This is a genomic window from Paraburkholderia haematera, from assembly GCF_905220975.1.
GTDB lineage: Bacteria > Pseudomonadota > Gammaproteobacteria > Burkholderiales > Burkholderiaceae > Paraburkholderia > Paraburkholderia haematera.
The window spans coordinates 433,860-455,763 of the sequence record NZ_CAJNBK010000003.1; the positions used below are offsets into that span (position 1 = coordinate 433,860).

The following is a 21,904-nucleotide window of genomic DNA, read 5'->3' on the forward strand; positions in this document are numbered from 1 at the left end:
AAAATCTCGAAACAACTTAATTCACCTGGTCCATCCGGGAATCCACGAAGTACCCGCGAGTGGAATGCGCGCCATTGCCGCCGCCTCGACCGTCAACGCGACCAGATCCTCCGGTTCGAGGTGATGGACGTTCTGCTTGCCGCACGCACGCGCGATCGTCGTCAGTTCCATGTTCAGCGTCTTCAGATAGTTGCGCACGCGGCGCGACCCTTCATCCGGCTGAACACGTTGTTCGAGCACGGCGTCCTGCGTGGTCACGCCGACCGGGCACTTGCCCGTATGGCAGTGATGGCAGAAACCCGGCGACGTGTTCAGCGCCGCGTAGTCAGCCGCCGCCGAATGCAGCGTGCCGTGCTGAAAGTACGTATCGCTGTTACAACCGAGCGCCATCAACATGCCCTGCCCGATCGCCACCGCGTCCGCGCCGAGCGCCAATGCCTTCGCCACGTCTGCACCTGTGCGGATGCCGCCCGAGACGATCAGTTGTACCTGGCCCTTCATATTCAGATCTTCGAGCGCATCGACGGCCTGACGAACCGCGGCCAGCGTCGGAATGCCGACGTTCTCGATGAAGCAGGTCTGCGTCGCCGCCGTGCCGCCCTGCATCCCGTCGATCACTACCACGTCCGCGCCCGCATGCACCGCAAGCTTGACGTCGTTGAACGTGCGGGTTGCGCCGACCTTCACGTAGATCGGTTTTTCCCAATCGGTGATTTCGCGCAGTTCCTTAATCTTGATCGCCAGATCGTCCGGGCCGGTCCAGTCCGGATGACGGCTCGCCGAACGCTGATCGACACCGGCCGGCAACGTGCGCATCGAGGCGACACGCGGATTGACCTTCTGCCCGAGCAGCATGCCGCCGCCGCCCGGTTTCGCGCCCTGGCCGATCACGATTTCGATCGCGTCGGCGCGGCGCACGTCGTCCGGGTTGAAGCCATAGCGCGACGGCAGGCACTGATAGACCAGCGTCTTCGACGAGCGGCGTTCTTCCTGCGTCATGCCGCCGTCGCCGGTGGTGGTCGAGGTGCCCATCGCGGTCGCGGCCTGCCCGAGCGCTTCTTTCACGTTCGCGGACAGCGCGCCGAAGCTCATGCCGGCAATCGTGATCGGAATGTCGAGCACGACCGGTTTCGTGGCGAAGCGCGTGCCGAGCACGGTCTGCGTCGCGCATTTCTCGCGATACCCTTCGAGCGGATAGCGTGACAACGAGGCACCGAGGAATAGCAGATCGTCGAAATGCGGCACGCGGCGTTTCGCGCCCAGACCGCGAATTTCGTAGAGGCCGCGCTGCGCGGCGGCGTGGATATAGTCGATCGTCTTGCGGTCGTAGCCTTGCGACTCTTCCTGCTGCAAGCGGGCGAAGTGAACGGGTTTGGCTTCCATGGGGACCTTCATCGAGAGCGTGTGTTCAATATTCCTGGTTCGCGTCCGCGTTCCAGTGATAGAGCGTGCGAGCAGAGGCGATCCGTTTGAACGAGGCCGGGTCGTGATCCATGGCTGCGGCTGTCAGCAGTCCGCGCACCGCGTCGATATCCGCCTGCGTCATCGGCTCGTATTGCGCGTCCGCGCCAAGCGATTTCACTTCGCCGCGCACGTACAGCACCGCCTCGTAAAGCGAGTCGCCGAGCGCGTCGCCGGCATCGCCGCAGATCACCATGCGCCCGGCCTGGGCCATGAACGCCGAGAAGCTGCCCACCGAACCACCCACCACGATGTCGCCGCCCTTCAGCGAAATACCGCAGCGCAGGCCCGCATCACCGTCGATCACCAGCAGGCCGCCATGCGCCGAAGCGCCCGCGCCGTTCGACGCGAAACCCTTCACATGTACCTTGCCGCTCATCATGTTTTCCGCGACGCCAGTGCCGGCGCTGCCGTCGATCTCGATCGTCGCGTGTTTGTTCATGCCGCCCGCGTAATAGCCGGCGTGACCGGCGATCGTGACTTTCACCGGTGCATCCACGCCGACTGCGAGGTTATGCGCGCCGTTCGGCGAGACGACCGTCACCGCCTGGCCTTCCAGTTCGCTCGCGGGTTGGTGCAAGAACTGGTTCAGCTCTCGGACCGTCTTGCGCTCCAGATCGAATGTCAGGCTTTCCATACATACATCTCCTCAGGTGCGGGTTCGAAGACCCTGGCGTTCTTGATATCAGGCAGATGCGCGAGCGAACGGAACTCGGAAGCAATCGCGACGTAGTCGTCGTTTTCCGCGACCACCGCCGGCTTGCATGCGAACGGATCGCGAATCAGCGCGAGTTCGGTCGAGGTGCCCATCAAGAACGTGTAGAAGCCGTCGAGTTCTTCGAAACCCTTCTGCAATGCGACCGGCAGCGTGTCGCCTTCGCGCAGCCGCCATTCGAGAAAGCGGCAGGCGGCTTCGGTATCGTTGTCGGTATCGAAGTGAATGCCTTGCGGTTCGAGCTTGCGGCGCACGCCATGCGCGTTCGACAGCGAACCGTTATGCACCAGACAGAAATCGTCGCCGGCTGTGAACGGATGCGCGCGGTCGGGCGTGACCGCCGATTCCGTCGCCATGCGTGTATGGCCGACCAGATGCGAGCCCTTCAGGTTCGCAAAGTCATAACGCTCGGCAACTTGCGAAGGCGAGCCGATATCCTTGTACAGATCGATCGAACGTCCGCTCGAGAGCAGATAAAGCTTCGGATAGCGCTCGCGCAGCCACGTCTTCACGCGCTCGACGTTGCCCTGCACAGTCAGCACTCCGTGATTGCCTTTCGAGTCGATACGCGCGTTGACATCCATCGCCGTGTTCAGCGCTTCCACCAGCGGCTGCCACGCGAAATCCGCGCCTTCTTCGGTGAAGCCCGCGTAGATGCTCAGCTTGCGCTGGCTCGCATCGACCGGTTTGCCGAACACCGCAAGGCCCGCCGAATCCGGTCCACGCTCGGTCATGCCGATCAGCATCGGCACCATCAGAACGCCCAGCCTCTCGCGCAGTGCCGGCGTCTTCACCAGCAAGCCTACAATTCCGCACATTGTGGTTCTCCTTAGAAAAATTCGAGGTAGGTCTTCAGTTCCCAGTCCGACACGTGGCGCATGTATTCGAGCCACTCCATCCGTTTGAGCTTGAGGAATTCGTCGGCAACCGGGCCGAGCGCGTCGCAGATCACGCGGTCGCTTTCGAGCGCGTCGAGCGCCTGCTCAAGGTTCTGCGGCAGAACGCCAATGCCGTGCTCCGAGAGCCGCGTGGGCGACCATTCGTACAGGTTTTCGTTAGCCGGTTCGCCCGGCGACATGCCGCGGTCGATGCCGTCGAGTCCCGCGGCGATCACTGCTGCCGTCGCGAGATAGGGATTGCACGCGCCGTCTGGCAGGCGAAGTTCGATACGTTCGCCAGGCATGCGCACCATCGTCGAGCGATTGTTGTCGCCATAGCTGATGTAGGCCGGCGCCCAGGTTGCGCCAGTCAGCGAGCGGCCAACCACGAGGCGCTTGTACGAGTTCACCGTCGGATTGCACAGCGCGGTCAGCGCGGGCGCGTGCGCGAGCAGACCGGCCGTGAACTGGTAGCCGAGCGACGAAAGCCCCATGCCGAGCTTGTCGGCGGGATCGGCGAACAGGTTGCGCTCGCCGTCGCCGATCGACATATGCATATGCATGCCGTTGCCCGGGCGGTTCGCGAACGGCTTCGGCATGAACGAGCAGATCATGCCGAGTTCATTGGCGATCTCGGAGGCCGCCATCTTGAAGAACACGTAGTGATCGCATGAGGTCAGGCAATCGGTGTACGTGTAGTTGATTTCGAACTGCCCGTTGGCGTCTTCGTGATCGATCTGATAGACGTCGATGCCGACCGCGCGCATCGATTCGGTGAGCTTTTCCAGGAAGACGCGCGTACGCGAGAGGCCCTTGTAGTCGTAGCACGGCTTGGCGAGCGTATCGCTCGGATCGCAGGGCTCCAGCGTGCCGGACGCCGAACGGCGCAGCAGCGAAAATTCCGGCTCCAGACCCGTGAAGAGGGTCCAGTTGCGCTCGGTCATCCGCGCAACCTGCTTCTTCAGCGTCACACGCGAATCGTATTGCCACGCCTCTCCATTCACGTGTCCGTCGCAGACGATCCGTGCCAGACCCGGCTGCCACGGCACCGGCGTGAGCGTCGCCAGATCGCCGACGGCCATGTAGTCGGGACCGTTCGGCTCGATGCCGACACCCCAGATCGCAAATCCCGCGAAACCGGCGCCCGCTTTCAACACGCTCTTCAGATGACTGACCGGGACCGACTTTGCCTTGGCCACGCCATGAATATCGACAAACTGCGCCAGCACGTACTTCACGCCCTGCTGCGACAGATAAGCTTGCGCCTCTTCCGCCGAGCCGAAGCGGGGCACGCATCCGAGTTCGTTGACCGGCAGCTTGCTCGCATCGTTCAGGTTCATCGCCACTCCTTGCTACAACATTGTTCGTGGGTTGAAAAAGCCACATGCAACGCATGTGACCGGGCTATGCAACACGCTTTCGAACGCTGCTGTTGAACACCGCTTGCGGCGCGCTTCAAGCCTGTCGTCAGTCAGACGGAAACTTTATTGGAGAGCAACTATGATTCCCATGGTGAAACTCTTCGCGCGCGACTCCGCGCTGCAATCTGCTACGCTTCCCTTTTCCCTGAGGCCCACATGCAAAACGGTGAAGACAACAAAACGCCGCTCGAACGCTACCTCGGTATCACGATTCGCGAGCTACGCCAGCGCCACGGCCTGACGATCGCCCAGGTCTCCGCGCAGGCCGGCATCAGCCGCGGCATGCTCTCGAAGATCGAGAACGCGCAAACCTCCGCAGGCCTTGAAGTGCTCAACCGCATCGCCCAGGCGCTCGGCGTTTCGCTCTCCATGCTGTTCCGCAATTTCGACGTGCCGCAAGGCGGTGCACAGCTCGTCAAAAAAGGTGCCGGCATGGAGGTGGTCCGCAAAGGCACCAAAAGCGGTCACACCTATCACCTGCTCGCTTACGACCAGGGTCCGCGCAAGCTCTTCGAACCCTTCCTGATCACAATGGAAGACGAAGCCGAACGCTTTCCCGTGTTCGAGCATCCGGGCACCGAATTCATCCACATGCTCAAGGGCGTGATCGAATACCGCCACGGCCAGCACACCTACGTCCTGCATCCCGGTGACACCCTCACCTTCCAGGGTGAAATACCACACGGGCCAGAACGCCTGATCAAGACGCCCATTCAGTTCCTGTCGATCTTTGTGTACCCGCAATCGAGCACTGACTGATTTCTCGCTGCGTCCGCTCACGCCCAACGCCCAAACCTATGCAACGTTTGTGCCATGTTTATCTGTGTGAATCAAAAATTCCCATCAATAAACGCATTGGACGCAATGAGCCTTTGGCGGCATTCCGGCTGAAGCGCTCGCTGGCTCGACTGCGGTGCACATCTTCGCTGCAGCTGGTGCGACTTTGCACAAGAACGAAGTGCGCGGTTAAGCAGCTTCAAAAGCAATGCTTATGCAAAGCGGCGTTATGGCGCCTGAACCGCGTGCAGCGACGTCTCGACCATGCGTAGCAAAACCGGCAGTCCGTTCACAGCGGACGTGTCAACAGCTACTCGCGATCCACGTCCCTCGTGTCACCTCAGCGCGTCGGCCGGCAAATCGGGCAGCGCCCGCGCCAGCGACGGCTGGATCGTGTTATCGAGCACGCCGCGCGTCAGCATGACGATGTCGCCGGCGAACTGATCCCATTCGCCCTGCCGGTGCAGCAGAAAGAAATCGCGCCGCCCGAGCCGGCTTGGCGGCAACGCCATCACCGCGATATCGTCCAGGTAGTGACGTGCCTGCCACAAACACAAGGGCGTCGAAATCGCGAAACCTACGCGCGCCGCCACCAGACTCAGCAGCGGATCGGTCGCGTCGAACTCGTAACGTCGCGGACTCTCGATGCCCAGGTGCCGCGCGAAACGCTCGATCTGCTGGCCGATCACCGAGCGCGCCGTGTAACGGATCAGCGGCATTTCCAGCGCAAGCGAGCGCCAATCGATATTGCGGCGTCCGCTCAGATGGCTGCGCGCAACCACCACGACGAACGCCTCGGAAAACAGCGGCACTTCGACGATCCGTGCATCGTTCAGCGTGGTCTGCGTACAGATCGCAATATCCAGTTCCCGGTCGTGCAGCTGCTTGCTCAGGCCCGGCGTCAGGCCGGACCACATCGAAATCTGCCGCTCCGAATTCGACACTGCGCGGATCAGCTCTGGGCCGACGGTTGCGGCGAACGAATCGACACAGCCGAGGCGCACCGGCATCTTGCCCGTATGCGACGCATCACCGATGCGGGCGCTGACCATCTTTGCATGCTCGATCAACGGGTCCGCCAGTTCGAGCAGCGCGCGCCCCGCCACATTCGGCCGCGGCGGGCGGCTCTCGCGGTCGAACAGCGTCAGGCCCTGATCGCGCTCCAACGCGGCAATCGACTGGCTGATGGCGCTCTGGCTCACGCCGAGCTGCTTCGCGGCGCCCGTCATCGAGCCGCTTTCACACACGGCGACGAACGCCTGCAGCGCGCGCAGATCGATCGGGGTCGGGGTTCGTCTCATGGCATGCTCCGCTCGCGTTGGTGACTTACCGGTCATCCTGTGCGGCACGAAAGCATGGTGCCGATGTTTGCAAAGCCGGTGTTCAGGATGAGAAATTGCATTGGGTCGCCATAAGTTTGCCTAATACAAAATTAGCGCGCCCGGCGTTTTCCTAGAATTCGCCTCATTGCCCACACAGAGGTTCACATGAGCCACTACGATTTCATCGTGATCGGCGCTGGTGTTATCGGCGCGTCGGTCGCGCATCATCTTGCCGCACTAGGTGCGCAGAGCGTGCTGGTCATCGAGCAGGGCACGATCGGCGCGGGCACCACCTCGCAGTCGTCCGGCCTGCTGCGCACGCATTATTCGGTACGCCAGAATGTGGAACTCGCGCGCTCGTCGTGGTGGGCGTTCAATAACTTCGCCGACTACGTCGGCGACGACGAAGCGTCCTGCGGCCTCGTCAAATGCGGTTATCTGATCTGCTCGCCCGAGGGCGACAAGCTGGAGCCGCTCAGCGCCTCGCTCGCCGCGCAGCGGGACATGGGTATCGAAGTGCAGTTGCTTGATAAGGGCGAGGCGCACGAGCGCCTGCCGATTGCAAGTTTCGACGACGCCGCGCTGATCGGCTTCGAACCAGAAGCGGGTTTTGCCGACGCCTATCTGGTCGCCACCGGCTTTGCCCGTTCGGCGCGCCGGCGTGGCGTCAAGATCATGGAAGGCGTCACGGTGACGGGCCTCATTCGCGAAGGACGCCGGATCACCGGAGTCGAGACGAGCGCAGGCAACTTCGGCTGCGGCACCCTCATCAGCACGCAAAACATCTGGACGCCGGAACTCGCCGGCTGGATCGGCGTACCGCTACCGGTCAAGCCGGAGCGTCACACGGTGCTCGCGCTCGAATGCGAGGGCGCCGCATACTCGTTCAAGATGCCTGCGTTCAAGGACCTGGGCTCGGCCGGCATGCTCTATTACCGCAGCTATGGCGGCAACCAGATGCTCGTGTCCGAAGGGGTGGTCGGCGAAACGCTGAACTCGCCGGAAACGGAACAGGGCGATATCTCGCTCGACTATGTCGCCGAAGTCGGCGCCCAGGTCGCCGAACGTTTCCCCGCTTATGAAGCCGCGGGGCTCGCTTCGTCGTGGACCGGCGTCTACGACGTGACGCCCGACTGGAATCCGGTGCTGGGCAAGGTCGCCGATATCGAGGGACTCGTGGTCGGCTTCGGATTCTCGGGGCACGGCTTCAAACTCTCACCGGGCATCGGCAGGATTCTCGCCCAGCATGCGCTCGGTCAGCCCACCGACGTTTCCCTCGCGCCCTACGCGCTCGACCGGTTCGCCAGCGGCGCCCTGCTAGTGGGCAAATACGGTTCCGGCGCGGTTTCCTGATTTCCGATCGATGGATGCTCAAGTCATGACACTCAATATTCTGGTCCCAGTCAAACGCGTGGTGGACGCGAATGTGCGCGTGCGGGTCGCCGCGAACGGTTCGATCGACACCGCCGGTCTCAAGATGTCGCTCAATCCGTTCGACGAATGCGCCATCGAAAAAGCCTTGCAGCTCAGGGAATCCGGCGCCGCATCGAAGGTGACGGTAGTCACCTGCGGCACGCATGCCAGTCAGGACGTCTTGCGCACAGCGCTGGCAATGGGCGCGGACGATGCCGTGCTGATCGATACCGCAACGGCGACTTCCACGCTCGATTCGCTGGCGGTGGCGCGTTTGCTGGATGCTCACATGGCGACTCGGGCATACGGCCTCGTGCTGTGCGGCAAGCAGGCGATCGACGGCGATATCGGCGGTGTCGCAGCGATGCTCGCCGCCCTGCTCGACTGGCCGCAGGCGTTGAACGCCGGCGCACTGTCAGCGGATGGCACAGGCTGGTCCGTCATATGCGGCGACGACACCGGCACGGCGACATGGCGGCTCGAAGGTCCGGCTGTCATCAGCGCCGATCTGCGCCTCGCCGACCCGCGCCGTGTGACCTTGCCAAGCATCGTCAAGGCGAAGCAGAAGCCGCTCGCAATCGTGGACGCCGCCACGCTGGCAATCGACCTGACGCCCCGAAGCCATATCGTCAAACTCCGCGATCCACCGGTTCGCCCGCCCGGCATCAAGGTCGCCGACAGCGCCGCGCTCATTGCAGCGCTCATAGAACGGCGCGTATTCGATCAATCAGGAGTCCCCGCATGAGAAGCCTTGTCGTAGCTGAAAGCGAAAGCAGCCACCTTGCCGACGCGACGCTTCGCGTTATCACCGCGGTGATGCAACGCGGCCTGCCGGTCGATGTGTTCTTGCCGGATGCCGCGCTTGCATCCACGGTCGAGAAGATCACCGGTGTCGAGCGCGTGCTCGTGATGGCTGGCACGAGAAGCGAGGACGTTGTGCCCGAAACGCTCGCTGCACAGTTGTACGCGATGCACGCACCGTATTCGCTGATCGCCGCGAGTCATCGGACGCTCGGCCGTAGCGCTCTTCCGCGCGCTGCGGCGCTTGTCGGCGGTGCATTCATTCCGGATGTGATCGCGGTGGAAGGCGAAGGCGCGTTCGTGCGCAGCCTTTACGCGGGAAGTGTCATCGCCAATGTGAGCACGGCCAGCGCAGTGACGTTCGCGACGTTTCGCGCGTCGTCATTCGCGCCGGCGGCCGACAGCGGCGGCAACGTGCAACGCGTGACGCTCGACCCGGAAGCGGGCTTTAGCCGGACGAAGCTCGTCGAGCGCCAGGCGTCGGCGCAGACCGGACGCGAATTGCCCGACGCGCGGATCGTCGTCGCGGGCGGGCGCGGTCTGGCATCGAAGGACAACATGGATCGGCTCGGCGAACTGGCGGAAAAGATGGGGGCGGCGCTCGGCGCCTCACGGGCCGCGGTGGATGCCGGCTACGCACCGAATGCCGCGCAGGTCGGGCAAACCGGCAAGATGGTGGCACCCGACGTCTACCTTGCTTTCGGCATCTCCGGCGCGATTCAGCATCTGGCCGGGATGAAGGACTCGAAGACCATTGTCGCGATCAATAAAGACCCGGACGCGCCGATCTTTTCGGTCGCGGACATTGGGCTCGTCGGCGATCTGTTCGAGGTAGTGAGCGAGATCGAAACGCATGTCGGCGTGGGAGGGACGAGCCGATGACACTTCATCGGTCGGACGCGTCAACCTCTGCATGACTCGTGTTCGGGGCGAAATTGCTGTGGCGGAACTCGATTGGCTTCCGGAAAATTAACCAGATATCTTCCAAGTTCGCCATTCTTTAACCATATGTCTTCCACGCTAGCGTACCGGTTTAGAAGTTGGGCCCAAATCGCCAGTCGGCCGTGGCCAGGGGTGTCCCATCGGCAGTTCATCGGCCGAAACTGACGTTGACGCCCTGCCAATCGCAGCCCATCGTACGACTGCTCTCGGGAAACGCGGAGGACTGAAGTCGACCCCAAAGGGACAGTCGCCCGTGCGCAAAGCGGCCGTTCAGATAGGCTCCATCGGGCGCTTTGCTAACGAAATGCCTGCCGGATACCCAACGCAATAATGAGGCCTCCACATACGCGGTCGATCCACGCCTTCGCGCGACGATACACCGTCGCAATCACCGCGTGCGATAGAACAAGTGCGACTGCTCCGTACCAGCACGTCGCAGTCGCACCGACAGTAGCAAGCATGGCAAAGAAGGTCGGCATGGAGACGTGGGCGGGCGCTGCCGAGGAAAACACGGCAGCATAAAAGGCGATGGACTTTGGGTTCGCGATATTTGTCACGACGCCTTGCAGGAATGCGGCACGAAAAAGCGGCGACTGCGGAGGGCGAGGTGGTGCTATTTCGCTTGCCCGTGCTGACACGATGAGCCGCAGCCCAAACCAGATCAGGTAGGCAGCGCCAGCAAGCCTAACGCCCACAGCGAGCCACGGGAAAACGGCAAACACCATTCCGATACCGAAGATGGCGCAAGTCGCCCAGAACAGATTGACTGCCACGATTCCAGCGACAAGCGCGAGCGTATCGGAGCGTCTGCCGGAAACTGCCTTGTGAACGACTGCGACGAAGTTCGGGCCAGGTATGACGACACCTGCCGCATAGACAGAAAAAACCGTCGCAACAGCAGACGAATCGATCATTTGTTCTCCCGGTGGAGTGTGAGTGTACGTAGCCAGGAAGCCGCTTCAACGGTTGGTATTCTGAAGCAATTTGGGATTGACCGCTGTTGGCCGATGTCAGTTTTCTTCTGTGCGCGGCACCCCTGATCCACCCTCGTCTTCGGATAGAAGATCGGATAGATCGGTCGGAGAGAGTTGCTTCATTTTTCTTTCGAGTTTGCGATCATACTGACGGTCGTTTGGCTCTGAACCTTGCGCCTTTCGCGCGTACTGCTGAACGAAGCGACCGAGTTCGCCAGCCAGTCGGGATTTTGTGCGTTTCGTCGTCACGTTCCATTTGCCTCGGTTCAAGTCATGCGGAAACTCTACCTGCACAATGATTGTCGACCATCTACATACCAAAGGCGACTGGCCGGTTGTGGCCGGCTACTGCCTGACGCAAAACTATCCGGAAGCGGACACTCATCGGTGATACCGCGCAGCGACGAGCGTCCGCTCTGGCCGAATCGCAGTCATCCGCGTTTAGCTTGCTGTGCGCTGCGGCGAAACGGCGTAAATTGACGCTACTCGCCATCTCGCTAATCCTTTGCACAACTACTGCATGCGTTGAAATCTGGCGTGCCCCCACGACCTGTGAGAGGCTGATGCGCAAAACGACGCGCAGCAAACTGCGTGGAACGGTCTCGTGGAAAGCCGCATGCGTCGCCGCGAGAGTCCTCAATGTTCACCAGTCCGAGCAGTAATTTACCTTTCCAAAAGATTACGGACTTATTTACTGTCCGCTCCCCCGGGTCGATTCAAGAACGCCGCACAAAAAAGGAAGAATCGGCACTTATCTCCTGCCCAAGTCAAAGATTTATGGTTCCCGGACCACGTGCTTTTGCGGGCATTTCGGGTGGCGTGTTGGGTTCGGTGATCATGGCGATCGTCGGCGACGTGATCCCGGCGCAACGCCGCGGCGCCGCGACCGGCACGATCATGACTGCCTTTTCATTGGCCGCGATTGCCGGCGTGCCGGCTGGCGTGATGCTGGGCGCGCACTTCACCTGGGCCGCGCCGTTCTATTTGCTGGTCGTGTTATCGCTGCTGATCTGGGTGGCTGGCTGGCAACTCGTTCCGTCGCTGGCCGAGCATTTGGGCCACCGCAAGCCGGCGCTTGGCGAGGTGTTGCCTGATTTGTGGCGATTGTTGAGCAACCCGCGGCACATGAATGCGTTTGCGTTGACTTTCATGATGATGATTGCGCATACGGTGGTGATCCCATTTATCTCGCCGGTATTGGTCGCCAATCACGGCGTGAGCCCGGCGCAGTTGTCGTGGCTATATATGGCGGGTGGCGCGGCGACGTTCTTCACATCGCGGCGGGTGGGCCAGCTTGCTGATCGATTTGGCACGCGGCGCGTATTCCGGATTGCGGTGCTGATTTCGTTTCTGCCCGTTCTGTTCGTGACGCATCTGCCGGACTTTCCGTTCTACGCGCTGGCGATGTTTTTCCCATTTTTTTATGGTGTTGATGTCGGCGCGCATGATACCGATGCAAGCACTCCTGACGACCGTCCCGGAACCTGCGCGCCGGGGCGCGTTCCTAAGCGCCAACAGCGCGCTGCAAGCCATGGGCACGGGGTGTGGCGCGTGGCTTGGCGGCTTGATGCTGAGCAGCTCACCGACAGGCCAGATCATGGGCTACGGAACCGTGGGATGGCTAGGCGTTGCCATCGCCCTGATCGGAGTGTTTTGGGTCTCGAGGGTCCACGGAGCGCAAAGCGCATTACCCCCTACGAGCGTACTGAGGGGCAACCCAGTCGGAGAAAGTTAAAGTAACGAGCAACCAGTAACGAGCAAGCACCGCCGCAGAAGCACCGCATCGGCGCGCGCAGCGCCGCCGGAAGTATGACGCCCTTGTCACTCACGCCGAATGTGCGAGAACACAGATTCCAGATGCACCACTGCCTCCTCCAAGCCAGGGGACCCGCTTAAGAGTTAGCGGTTTGAGCCGCTTTCTTTGCTTACCTTTCTTTGCGGCGGCAAAGAAAGTAAGTGCCGCCCCGCACAGGGGCAACGCTAATAGACCACTAACAAAACAAGGAAAGCCCAACGCCGCAGGCAAACAACAAAACAACCCTCAACCACATCACACCCCCAAAGCCCGCAGCGGATGCGTCTCCTTCCTCCACGGCGAGGCAAGAAAATACCGAACCCGTTCCGGCCGAACCTCGGCGATGGTGGCCGGCGCCCACCGGCTCTTCCGATCCTTATCGATCAACTGCGCCCGCACACCTTCACAGAAATCGCCTTCTTCGACCACCCGCTTGACGATACCGAGCTCCATCCGAAAGCACTCTGCCAGGCTCATCTGCCGCCCGCGCAGCAATGCCTCACGCGTGACGTACAGCATCGTGGGCGAGTGCCCGACCATAGCGTCATAAGCAGCCTGCAACCACTGCCTCACTTCACGCGGCGGCTCACGCTCCAGATCGTAACGCAACGTCGCGACAATCCGCTCGATACTCGAACGCCGATCGAAATGCCGCAGAATTAGCTGAGTAAACGGCCCCAACGCCGCATGCGGAACAACGTTGCACGGCGGCTCAAAAACCGCACGCAACGCGTCCATCAAATCCCCCGCGTGAGACATGCACTGCAGTCGTTCTTCGAACGTTCCTAGCCACTCCGCGGGCACGCACAAATCCGCCAGTCGCAAACGCACCGCATCCGCGCCGGACAATGTGACCCCGGTGAGCCCAACATACAGTTCGACCTCCGCCGGCATCACACTCAGAAACCGCGTCGCGCCGACATCGGGCAGAAAGCCGATACGCGTCTCAGGCATCGCGATCTTGCTGCGCTCCGTGACGATGCGCAGCCGAGCCGCCTGGCCGAGCCCCATGCCGCCGCCCATGGAGATACCGTCGAGCAAGGCGACCACCGGCTTGGGAAACGTGTGCAGCGCGTAGTCGAGCCGGTATTCGTCGACAAAGAACGCGAGCCACCGGCTGTCGCCATTCTTCGCGAGCCGGTGCACCTCGCGCACGTCGCCACCGGCGCAAAAACCCTTGGCACCCGCGCCCTTCAGCACGAGGGCAACGATACCGTCGTCGGTACGGCAATGTTCGACCAGCATGGCGAGCTCGCGCACCATCGCGTGCGATAACGCGTTGAGCGCGGCAGGCCGGTTCAGCGTAATGATCGCCACGCGGTTGACCACGCGAAACAGAATCTCGCGCTCCACTTCGACGCTCGTATCGAGTGCGGCGCTCAGCAAGGCGCTCATCGACGGTTCTCCTGGTCAGCGCTCCCTGCCTGTCCAGCCTGGGTCACCTGCCAGCGCGGCGCGCGTTTCTCGAGAAACGCATTGACGCCTTCGCGCTGATCGGCACCGTCGAACAGATCGACAAAGCGTTCCCGCTCGACCGCCAGAGCCGCCGCGCGCGGCACGCCGTTACGGCCCTGATGAATCAGCGTCTTGCTGAAGCCGACTGCTTGCGGGCTCAAAGTCGCGACGCGCGCGGCCATGGTCAGTGCGGCCTCGCGCGCCGCGCCCTTCACCACCACTTCTTCGACAAGCCCGATACGCAATGCGGTCGCCGCATCGACGCGCTCGCCGGTCAGAATCATCCGCTTGGCCCAGCCTTCGCCGACCAGCCACGGCAACGTCTGCGTACCGCAGCCGCATGGCAGCAAGCCCACCGCCGTTTCAGGCAGCGCCATCAACGCGTGTTGCTCTGCGATGCGGATATCGCAGGCCAGCGCGCATTCGAGCCCACCGCCCATCGCGTAACCGTTGATCGCGGCGATCACCACCGGCCGCGCGTTCTGCAAGGTTTCGAACGCCGCGCCAAAGCGCGTCGCCGCCGTGCGCGCAACCTCGCGATTGCCGTCAGCGAACGTGTTCAGGTCGGCGCCCGCGCTGAAGAACTTCGGGCCCTCACCCGTGATCACGATGGCTCGCACGCTCGCTTCGCCATTCAGCCGCTCGACGGTCTGCTGCAACAGCAGCAAGCCCTCTGGCGTGAACGCGTTCGCGGGGGGCCGCTTGAGCGTGAGCACAGCGACAGCGCCGTCGTGCGCGTAGTCGAGTTCGATCATGACGCGTCCCCGTCTTTACGATAGAGCTTGATCACCGCTGAGAAGTCCAGACGTCCCGCGCCCTTCGTACTCATCGTCTGATAAAGCTGTTGAGCCAAAGCGCCGAGATACAGCGGTTGACGCGCGAATTTCGCGGCGTCGGTGGCGAGGCCCAGGTCCTTGAGCATCAGATCGGTGCCGAAGCCGCCGGTATAGCCGCGCGTGGACGGTGCGGTTTCGATCACGCCGGGCATCGGGTTATACGTATCCGAACTCCAGCAGCGGCCCGTCGAAGTATTGATGATGCCGCCCAGCACTTTCGAGTCGATGCCGAGCGCCTCGCCCAGCGACATCGCCTCGGCCACGCCTGCCATCGTGATGCCGAGCACGAGGTTGTTGCAGATCTTCGCGACCTGTCCCGTGCCGGTGTCGCCGCAATGCACGATGTTCTTGCCCATCGCCGACAACACCGGCTTGACCTGCTCGAACGCGCTCGCGCTGCCGCCGACCATAAAGGTCAAGGTGCCCGCCGCCGCGCCGCCGGTGCCGCCCGAGACGGGCGCGTCGACGAAGGTATTGCCGCGTTGCTCGGCAAGTTCGGCAAACGCCTTCACGCTTGCCGGGTCGATGGTGCTCGAATCGATGATCGTCACGCCTTCCGCGATGCCGGCGAACACGCCGTCATCCGCTGACAGCACGCTGCGCACGTGCGCGGCTGCGGGGAGCATCGTGATGACACATTCGACGTCGGTCACCGCTACTTTCGGGGAACTCGCCGCATTGGCGCCCGCGTCGACGAGTGTCCGCACAGCCTGCGCGTTGAGGTCGAATACGCTCACCGCGTGACCCGCCTTGAGCAGGTTGAGCGCCATCGGTGCGCCCATATTGCCGAGTCCGATAAAGCCTATTTTCATGATTCGTCTCCTGTGTCGATGGGAGTTAGCGCTTCAGCGCTTACTCCTATCCCATGCAAAGCTGTCGATGGGAGTTAGCGCTTCAGCGCTTACTCCTATCCCATGCAAAGCTGTCGATGGGAGTTAGCGCTTTAGCGCTTACTCCTATCCCATGCAAAGCTGTCGATAGGAGTTAGCGCTTTAGCGCTTACTCCCATCCCATGCAAAGCAATGGACTCGAGGCCTCAGCGCAGGCTGATGGTCGTGTTGACGCCGTCGTTGACGGTGTCGTCGTCGAACCAGCGAGCCGTGACGGTTTTGGTCTGCGTATAGAACTGCACGACCTGTTTACCGTACGGCCCAAGGTCGCCGAGTTTCGAGCCGCGCGAGCCGGTAAAGCTGAAGGACGGCACGGGCACCGGAATCGGAATGTTGATACCGACCTGGCCGATATCGATTTCGCTCTGGAATTTGCGCGCCGCCGCGCCGCTTTGAGTGAAAAGGCCCACACCGTTGCCGAACGGATTGCGATTGACGAGCGCAATCGCGTCATCGAGCGTGGCGACGTTCAGCACCACCAGCACCGGGCCGAAAATTTCCTGACGGTAGATTTCCATCTCCGTGGTGACGTCGGTGAAGACCGTTGGGCCAATGAAATTGCCTTGCTCGTAGCCCTGAACCTTCACATCGCGGCCGTCGAGCGCCAGCGTTGCGCCCTCTTGCACGCCCGTTTCGATCAGGCCGAGAATGCGTTGCTTCGCGGCACGCGAGACCACCGGGCCGATGTCCGTGTTCGGCTCGTTACCCGCGTTGACCTTCAGCGTCTTCGCCTTCGCGACCAGCTCGGGGAGCCATTGCTGCGCAGCGCCAACCAGCACGACCACCGAAGTCGCCATGCAACGCTGTCCCGCCGCGCCGAAACCGGCGCCGGCCAGCGCATTCAAGGTCTGCTCGCGGTTCGCATCGGGCAGCACCACGGCGTGATTCTTCGCGCCCATCATCGATTGCACGCGCTTGCCGTGTTCGCTGCCGAGGCGATAAACATGTGTGCCGACCGCCGTCGAGCCGACGAAGGAAATCGCTTTCACCAGATCGTGCGTGCATAGCGCGTCGACCACGTCCTTGCCGCCATGCACGACATTCAGCACGCCCTTCGGCACGCCGGCTTCAAGCGCGAGTTCGACCAGTTGCATCGTCGACAACGGATCCTGCTCGGAAGGCTTCAACACGAACGTATTGCCGCACACGATCGCCATCGGGAACATCCACAAGGGGATCATCGCGGGAAAATTGAACGGCGTGATGCCGGCGCATACGCCGATCGGCTGACGCAGCGTGTAGGTATCCACACCGCCGGCGACGTTCTCCGCGAATTCACCTTGCTGCAAGGTGCCGATCGAGCACGCATGCTCGACCACTTCGAGCCCGCGGAAAATATCGCCTTCCGCATCGGGAATCGTCTTGCCCTGCTCGGCGCTCAAGGTCTTTGCAATGCGCGGCGAATGTTCGCGAATCAGCGCCTGGAATTTCAACATGATGCGCATGCGTGCGCCGATCGGCGTGTTCTTCCACGTCTTGAACGCGGCGTGCGCCGAGCGGATCGCCTCGTTCACCTCATCGGCTGTGGCAAACGGCACGCGTGCGAGCACCTCTTGTGTCGCCGGGTTGACGATGTCGCGCCATTCGGTGGTTTTGGACTCGACGAACTCGCCGTTGATCAGCAGTTTGACGGTGGCGGGATGGCTCGAAGCAATTGCGCTCATGCTGGAACTCCTGTGCGGTAGCCGTGTATCGGCCGGGCAGTGACTGGGAACAAAAAGTATCAACGCAGATCCGGGAAATCCTCTTCCCAATACTCGCCGGGCAGGCGCGCAGGCTCGGCCTCGCGCTCCATTTCGCGGCGCCGCAATTCGACGCGGCGGATCTTGCCGGAGATGGTTTTCGGCAGTTCGCTGAATTGCAGGCGGCGAATCCGCTTGTACGGCGCGAGCTTTTCGCGCGAGAACGCGAAGACCGCGCGCGCGAGTTCGGGACCGGCTTCATAGCCCTGACGCACGGTGACGAACGCTTTGGGCACCGACAGGCGCAGCGCGTCGGCGCTCGGCACCACGGCTGCTTCGCCGATCGCTTCGTGTTCGATCAGCACGCTTTCGAGCTCGAACGGACTTAGCCGGTAATCGGACGATTTGAAAACGTCGTCGGAGCGGCCGACATAGACGTAATAACCATCGTCGCGACGCAGCGCGACGTCCGAGGTGTGGTAGAAGCCGTTGCGCATGGCTTGCGCGGTGGCGTTGGCATTGTTCGCATAGCCGGTCATCAAACCGAGCGGACGTTCGGCCAACGGCAGCGAGATTTCGCCTTCGGTAACGGGGTGATCATCGGCATCGAGGAGTTCGATCTTGTAGCCCGGGAGCGGGCGGCCCATCGACCCCGGCACCACCGGTTGCCCTGGCGAGTTGCCGATCTGACAGGTGGTTTCAGTCTGGCCGAAGCCGTCGCGAATCGTGATCCCCCAAGCATGCCTGACGCGTTCGATGATCTCAGGATTCAACGGCTCGCCCGCGCCGACGATCTCGCGCAGCTTCACCGGATAGTCGGTGAGATGCTCCTGCACCAGCATGCGCCAGACGGTCGGCGGGGCGCACAGCGTGGTGACGTTGAAACGTACCAGCACGTCGAGCGTGTCTTTCGGCACGAAGCGCGGAAAGTTGAATACGAATACGCAGGCCTGCGCATTCCACGGCGCGTAGAAGCAACTCCACGCATGTTTGGCCCAGCCGGGCGAACTGATGTTCCAATGGATGTCGTTGGGCTGCAGGCCGATCCAGTACATCGTCGACAGATGGCCGACCGGGTAACTCAGGTGCGTATGCTCGACCAGCTTCGGCTTCGAAGTGGTGCCTGACGTGAAGTACAGCAGCAGCGGATCGCTGGCGTGCGTGACGCCGTCCGGTGTGAATTGCGGCGATGCGTCATAAGCTGCGGCTAGATCGATCCAGCCGTCGCGTGGCGTGCCCACCGAGATGAGGGTGAGCGGCACGTCGAGTGCGTCGAACTTGGCCAGCTCCGCGCTATCGACCACCGCGAACTGCGCGCCGCCGATCTGCACACGGTCGCGCACGTCGTCGGCGGAAAGCTGGGTGGTGGCTGGCAGCACGATCGCACCGAGCTTCATCGCCGCGAGCATCACGTCCCAGAGTTCGACGCGGTTCGGCAACATCAGCAGCAACCGGTCGCCGCGCCCCACGCCGAGACCGCGCAGGAAATTCGCCATGCGCGACGATCGTTCCGACATCTGCGCGTAGGAAAGGCGCAAGCCCTCGCTTGCCGGATCGTCGACGATCCACAGCGCCGGGTTGTCGTTGTTTCGCGCGACCACGTCGAAGTAGTCGAGGGCCCAGTTGAATTCGCCTGGCGTCGGCCACACGAATTCGCGGTAGGCGCGGTCGTAGTCGGTTCGATGGCGCAATAACAGGTCGCGCGCTTCGAGAAAGCCCTTCGCTACAGTCATCGTCGTCTCCTTGTGTCGATCGGAGTTAGCGCTTTAGCGCTTACTCCGGTCCCATGCAAAGCTGTCGATCGGAGTTAGCGCTTTAGCGCTTACTCCGATCCCATGCAAAGCTGTCGATCGGAGTTAGCGCTTTAGCGCTTACTCCGGTCCCATGCTTGTGGCGCGGTATGCGCTCTGCTTTTTGCCTCTGCTCTTTGCACTACTAGCAGGCTATTTTGCGCTCAAACGCTATCTGGCTTGCGTTTAAACATGGCGTGCGATAACCATCCGCTGCACTTCGCTGGTTCCTTCGTAAATCTGTGTGATGCGGGCGTCGCGATAGTGGCGTTCCACGGCGTAGTCCTCGAGATAGCCATAGCCGCCGTGAATCTGGATCGCATTCGAGCAGATTTCCTCGGCGAGCTCCGAGGCAAACAGCTTGGCCTGCGATGCCTCGGACAAACATGGCTTGCCCGCCGTGCGCAGCCGCGCCGCGTGATGCACCAGCAGCCGCGCGGCATTGAGGCGAGTGGCCATGTCGGCGAGCATGTTGGCAATGGTCTGGTGGTCCTTCAACGCCTTGCCGAACTGGATGCGTTCGTTCGCGTAGAGGCGCGCGGCATCGAACGCGGCTCGCGCAATGCCGACCGCCTGCGCTGCAATACCGATGCGGCCGCCCTCGAGATTCGACAACGCAATGCGCAGGCCTTCGCCCGGTTCGCCGAGCAGATTGGCTTCCAGCACCGCGCAATCGTCGAGCGAAATGGGACAGGTGTCCGATGCGCGAATGCCGAGCTTGTGCTCCGGCTTGCCAACGTTGAATCCCGGCGTATCGGTCGGCACGATGAAGGCTGACAGGCCACGCTTGCCCCGATCAGGATCGGTGACGGCAAATACGATCGCGATGTTGGCGCGCGCCCCGTTGGTCACGAACTGCTTGTTGCCGTTGAGAATCCATTTGCCGTCTCGCAGCACCGCGCGAGTACGCAGATTGTTCGCCTCGGAACCGGCTTGCGGCTCGGTCAGACAGAACGCGCCGATGCGGCGCCCTGTGGCGAGGTCCTGCAGATAACGATCCTTTTGCGCGTCCGTGCCGAAGTTCAGGATCGGCCCGCAGCCGACCGAGTTGTGCACGCTCATCAGCGTGGCGCAAGCGGCGCAGCCCGCGGCGATCTCTTCGAGGGCGAGCGCATAGGCCACGTAGTCGGTATAGGTGCCGCCCCACTCGGGCGGCACGATCATGCCGAGAAATCCCAGCTCGCCCATTTGCGTCACGATTTCCGCCGGCAGCTTCGCGTCGCGATCCCACTGGGCGGCGTGCGGCGCGAGGCGCTCCGTGGCAAAGTCGCGGGCGGCGTCGCGAATCATGCGCTGTTCGTCGGTGTAGAAGCTGTCCATGGCTCGATCCTGTGATGTGCATCGAGTCGCGGCAGCGAGGCGCTGCCTCGTCATCCGCGACTCATCGCGGGGGTGGCCCGCCTCGCCGTGATGTTTCCCGGCGAGGCGATCCGCGATCGGTTCAGGCCAAGTGTAGAGAAGCCGCTGGACAGGTTCGATGCTCAGCCCGATCATTCCGACTGAGCGCATTTGCCATACCGGTATCATGCAAAGCCGATTCAGGCCGCATTTTCAAAGGCTTAGCGAATCGCCAGAACGAAATTGTTGAGCGCGTTTGCCAGACAGGCCTGAAAAACATGAAGACGTTCAAGAACCTCAGAAACGATAAAGGCACGATTTCCGTCAGCATGGTCGAGGAGACCCTGGCGTTGGCGCGGGCACGCGGCTTCGAGGCGCTGCCGCTTGCCGAAGCCGCCGGTATCGCGGCAACCCTGCTGGCGTCGCCGAAAAGCCGGGTCTCGTCGGCGCAGTATGGTGCGCTGTGGGCCGGTATCGCCCGCGCGCTGGACGACGAGTTCTTCGGCCAGGACTCGCACCGGATGAAAAGCGGCAGCTTCATCGCGATGACCCAGATGGCGTTGACCGCGCGTAACGGCGCGCAAGCGCTCGCGCGGGCGGTCGGCTTCATGCGGCTCGTGCTGGACGATCTTGCCGTACAGATCGAGACGGATGCGCAGCGCGTGCGGCTGCGATATATCGAACGCGAAGGCGCGCGGCCGCCCGCCATGTTCGCTTACGCGACCCACTTTATCCTCGTCTACGGCTTGTTGTGCTGGCTGGTCGGGCGGCGCATTCCGCTGCTAGAAGCGCGCTTTCGCTGCGCCGAGCCGCCTGCCGCGCATGAATACCGCCTGATGTTCTGCGACGACATGGCGTTCGATCAAGCCGAATCCTATGTGGACCTCTCGCCGGCGTTTCTCGACCTGCCGGTGGTCCAGACCACCCAGTCGGTGAAGCCGTTCCTGCGCGATGCGCCCGGCAGCTTCATCGTCAAATACCGCAATCCTGGCTCGCTCGCCGCACGGGTGCGCAAGATGCTGCGCGCGCTGCCGATGGCCGGCTGGCCCGCCGCCGATCAGATGGCGCTACGCCTGCACGTCGCCGAAGCGACGATGCGGCGGCGTTTGAAACACGAAGGCTATACGTATCAGTCGATCAAGGACGACTTGCGGCGCGACATCGCCATCGGCGAGCTGCAGGACACCGATCGCACGATCGCCGACATCGCCACCGCGGTGGGTTTTGCCGAGCCGAGCGCATTTCATCGCGCGTTTCGCAAGTGGACCGGCATGCGGCCGAGCGATTACCGGCCGGCGCATGCGGATTTCACGCGCCGCACGGAATCGGACTAAGCTGTAAGGAGCAGGCCAGCCTTTTTGGGGTATCGGCCCGCGCCGGCCGATACCCGTCGGCATGGCGCGGCAGCCGTCAG

At 62.3% G+C, this 21,904-nt stretch carries 18 protein-coding genes and 1 pseudogene; 6 read left to right on the forward strand and 13 right to left on the reverse strand.

From position 1 onward, the window contains the following. Positions 1 to 21 precede the first annotated feature (21 nt). From KHO23_RS09195 to glnT, 4 genes are read right to left on the reverse strand one after another with little or no spacing between them, the layout of a single operon-like run. Positions 22 to 1,383, reverse strand: a complete 1,362-nt coding sequence (locus KHO23_RS09195) for an FMN-binding glutamate synthase family protein (protein WP_211610681.1) — start codon at positions 1,381 to 1,383, stop codon at positions 22 to 24. Between the two features lie 25 nt (positions 1,384 to 1,408). Then, positions 1,409 to 2,098, reverse strand: a complete 690-nt coding sequence (locus KHO23_RS09200) for a GltB/FmdC/FwdC-like GXGXG domain-containing protein (RefSeq protein ID WP_211610682.1) — start codon at positions 2,096 to 2,098, stop codon at positions 1,409 to 1,411. After that, positions 2,086 to 2,994 (reverse strand): class II glutamine amidotransferase, encoded by a 909-nt coding sequence (locus tag KHO23_RS09205; protein ID WP_211610683.1) that lies wholly within the window; start codon positions 2,992 to 2,994, stop codon positions 2,086 to 2,088. The genes KHO23_RS09200 and KHO23_RS09205 overlap by 13 nt, the downstream gene beginning before the upstream one ends. A gap of 11 nt (positions 2,995 to 3,005) precedes the next feature. Continuing rightward, entirely contained in the window at positions 3,006 to 4,394 is a 1,389-nt protein-coding gene (glnT, locus tag KHO23_RS09210) for a type III glutamate--ammonia ligase (RefSeq protein ID WP_211610684.1), read from the reverse strand. Between the two features lie 237 nt (positions 4,395 to 4,631). Here glnT and KHO23_RS09215 point away from each other — a divergent pair, with 237 nt between their 5' ends. After that, positions 4,632 to 5,234 carry a helix-turn-helix domain-containing protein gene (locus KHO23_RS09215; RefSeq protein ID WP_211610685.1) on the forward strand — a complete coding sequence of 201 codons (603 nt, stop codon included), beginning with the start codon at positions 4,632 to 4,634 and terminating at the stop codon, positions 5,232 to 5,234. A gap of 353 nt (positions 5,235 to 5,587) precedes the next feature. On the opposite strand, the gene KHO23_RS09220 is transcribed toward KHO23_RS09215, so the two are convergent. Continuing rightward, positions 5,588 to 6,553, reverse strand: a complete 966-nt coding sequence (locus tag KHO23_RS09220) for a LysR family transcriptional regulator (protein ID WP_211610686.1) — start codon at positions 6,551 to 6,553, stop codon at positions 5,588 to 5,590. Positions 6,554 to 6,739: 186 nt separating this feature from the next. Between KHO23_RS09220 and KHO23_RS09225 the strand changes: the two genes are divergently transcribed. From KHO23_RS09225 to KHO23_RS09235, 3 genes are read left to right on the forward strand one after another with little or no spacing between them, the layout of a single operon-like run. Then, the gene (locus KHO23_RS09225; protein ID WP_211610687.1) at positions 6,740 to 7,927 is read left to right on the forward strand and encodes an NAD(P)/FAD-dependent oxidoreductase; all 1,188 of its coding nucleotides are present in this window, start codon (positions 6,740 to 6,742) and stop codon (positions 7,925 to 7,927) included. A gap of 25 nt (positions 7,928 to 7,952) precedes the next feature. Then, positions 7,953 to 8,732 (forward strand): electron transfer flavoprotein subunit beta/FixA family protein, encoded by a 780-nt coding sequence (locus KHO23_RS09230; RefSeq protein ID WP_211610688.1) that lies wholly within the window; start codon positions 7,953 to 7,955, stop codon positions 8,730 to 8,732. After that, positions 8,729 to 9,670 carry an electron transfer flavoprotein subunit alpha/FixB family protein gene (locus tag KHO23_RS09235; protein WP_211610689.1) on the forward strand — a complete coding sequence of 314 codons (942 nt, stop codon included), beginning with the start codon at positions 8,729 to 8,731 and terminating at the stop codon, positions 9,668 to 9,670. Before KHO23_RS09230 ends, KHO23_RS09235 begins: the two co-directional genes overlap by 4 nt. Before the next feature lie 356 nt (positions 9,671 to 10,026). Here KHO23_RS09235 and KHO23_RS09240 read toward each other — a convergent pair whose 3' ends face one another. Next, the gene (locus tag KHO23_RS09240; protein WP_211610690.1) at positions 10,027 to 10,644 is read right to left on the reverse strand and encodes a LysE family translocator; all 618 of its coding nucleotides are present in this window, start codon (positions 10,642 to 10,644) and stop codon (positions 10,027 to 10,029) included. Positions 10,645 to 10,740: 96 nt separating this feature from the next. After that, the gene (locus tag KHO23_RS09245) at positions 10,741 to 10,953 is read right to left on the reverse strand and encodes a hypothetical protein (RefSeq protein WP_211610691.1); all 213 of its coding nucleotides are present in this window, start codon (positions 10,951 to 10,953) and stop codon (positions 10,741 to 10,743) included. A gap of 543 nt (positions 10,954 to 11,496) precedes the next feature. Between KHO23_RS09245 and KHO23_RS09250 the strand changes: the two are divergent. Then, positions 11,497 to 12,439: pseudogene (locus KHO23_RS09250) on the forward strand (MFS transporter); the annotation flags it as partial. A gap of 315 nt (positions 12,440 to 12,754) precedes the next feature. Here KHO23_RS09250 and KHO23_RS09255 read toward each other — a convergent pair. The 6 genes from KHO23_RS09255 to KHO23_RS09280 form a co-directional block, all read right to left on the reverse strand. Next, on the reverse strand, positions 12,755 to 13,894 hold the full coding sequence (locus KHO23_RS09255) for an enoyl-CoA hydratase/isomerase family protein (protein WP_211610692.1): 1,140 nt from the start codon (positions 13,892 to 13,894) through the stop codon (positions 12,755 to 12,757). Beyond that, on the reverse strand, positions 13,891 to 14,709 hold the full coding sequence (locus KHO23_RS09260; RefSeq protein WP_211610693.1) for an enoyl-CoA hydratase: 819 nt from the start codon (positions 14,707 to 14,709) through the stop codon (positions 13,891 to 13,893). The genes KHO23_RS09255 and KHO23_RS09260 overlap by 4 nt, the downstream gene beginning before the upstream one ends. Next, complete coding sequence (gene mmsB, locus KHO23_RS09265) at positions 14,706 to 15,602, reverse strand: 3-hydroxyisobutyrate dehydrogenase (RefSeq protein ID WP_211610694.1); 897 nt, start codon at positions 15,600 to 15,602, stop codon at positions 14,706 to 14,708. Before mmsB ends, KHO23_RS09260 begins: the two co-directional genes overlap by 4 nt. A gap of 224 nt (positions 15,603 to 15,826) precedes the next feature. Beyond that, the gene (locus KHO23_RS09270; RefSeq protein WP_211610695.1) at positions 15,827 to 17,344 is read right to left on the reverse strand and encodes a CoA-acylating methylmalonate-semialdehyde dehydrogenase; all 1,518 of its coding nucleotides are present in this window, start codon (positions 17,342 to 17,344) and stop codon (positions 15,827 to 15,829) included. Between the two features lie 59 nt (positions 17,345 to 17,403). Continuing rightward, a complete protein-coding gene (locus KHO23_RS09275) occupies positions 17,404 to 19,095 on the reverse strand; it encodes an AMP-binding protein (protein WP_211610696.1) in 1,692 nt (563 codons plus the stop codon). Positions 19,096 to 19,338: 243 nt separating this feature from the next. Further along, complete coding sequence (locus KHO23_RS09280) at positions 19,339 to 20,472, reverse strand: acyl-CoA dehydrogenase (RefSeq protein WP_211610697.1); 1,134 nt, start codon at positions 20,470 to 20,472, stop codon at positions 19,339 to 19,341. Positions 20,473 to 20,768: 296 nt separating this feature from the next. On the opposite strand from KHO23_RS09280, the gene KHO23_RS09285 reads away from it, so the two are divergent. After that, positions 20,769 to 21,824 carry an AraC family transcriptional regulator gene (locus KHO23_RS09285; protein WP_211610698.1) on the forward strand — a complete coding sequence of 352 codons (1,056 nt, stop codon included), beginning with the start codon at positions 20,769 to 20,771 and terminating at the stop codon, positions 21,822 to 21,824. Positions 21,825 to 21,904 lie beyond the last annotated feature (80 nt).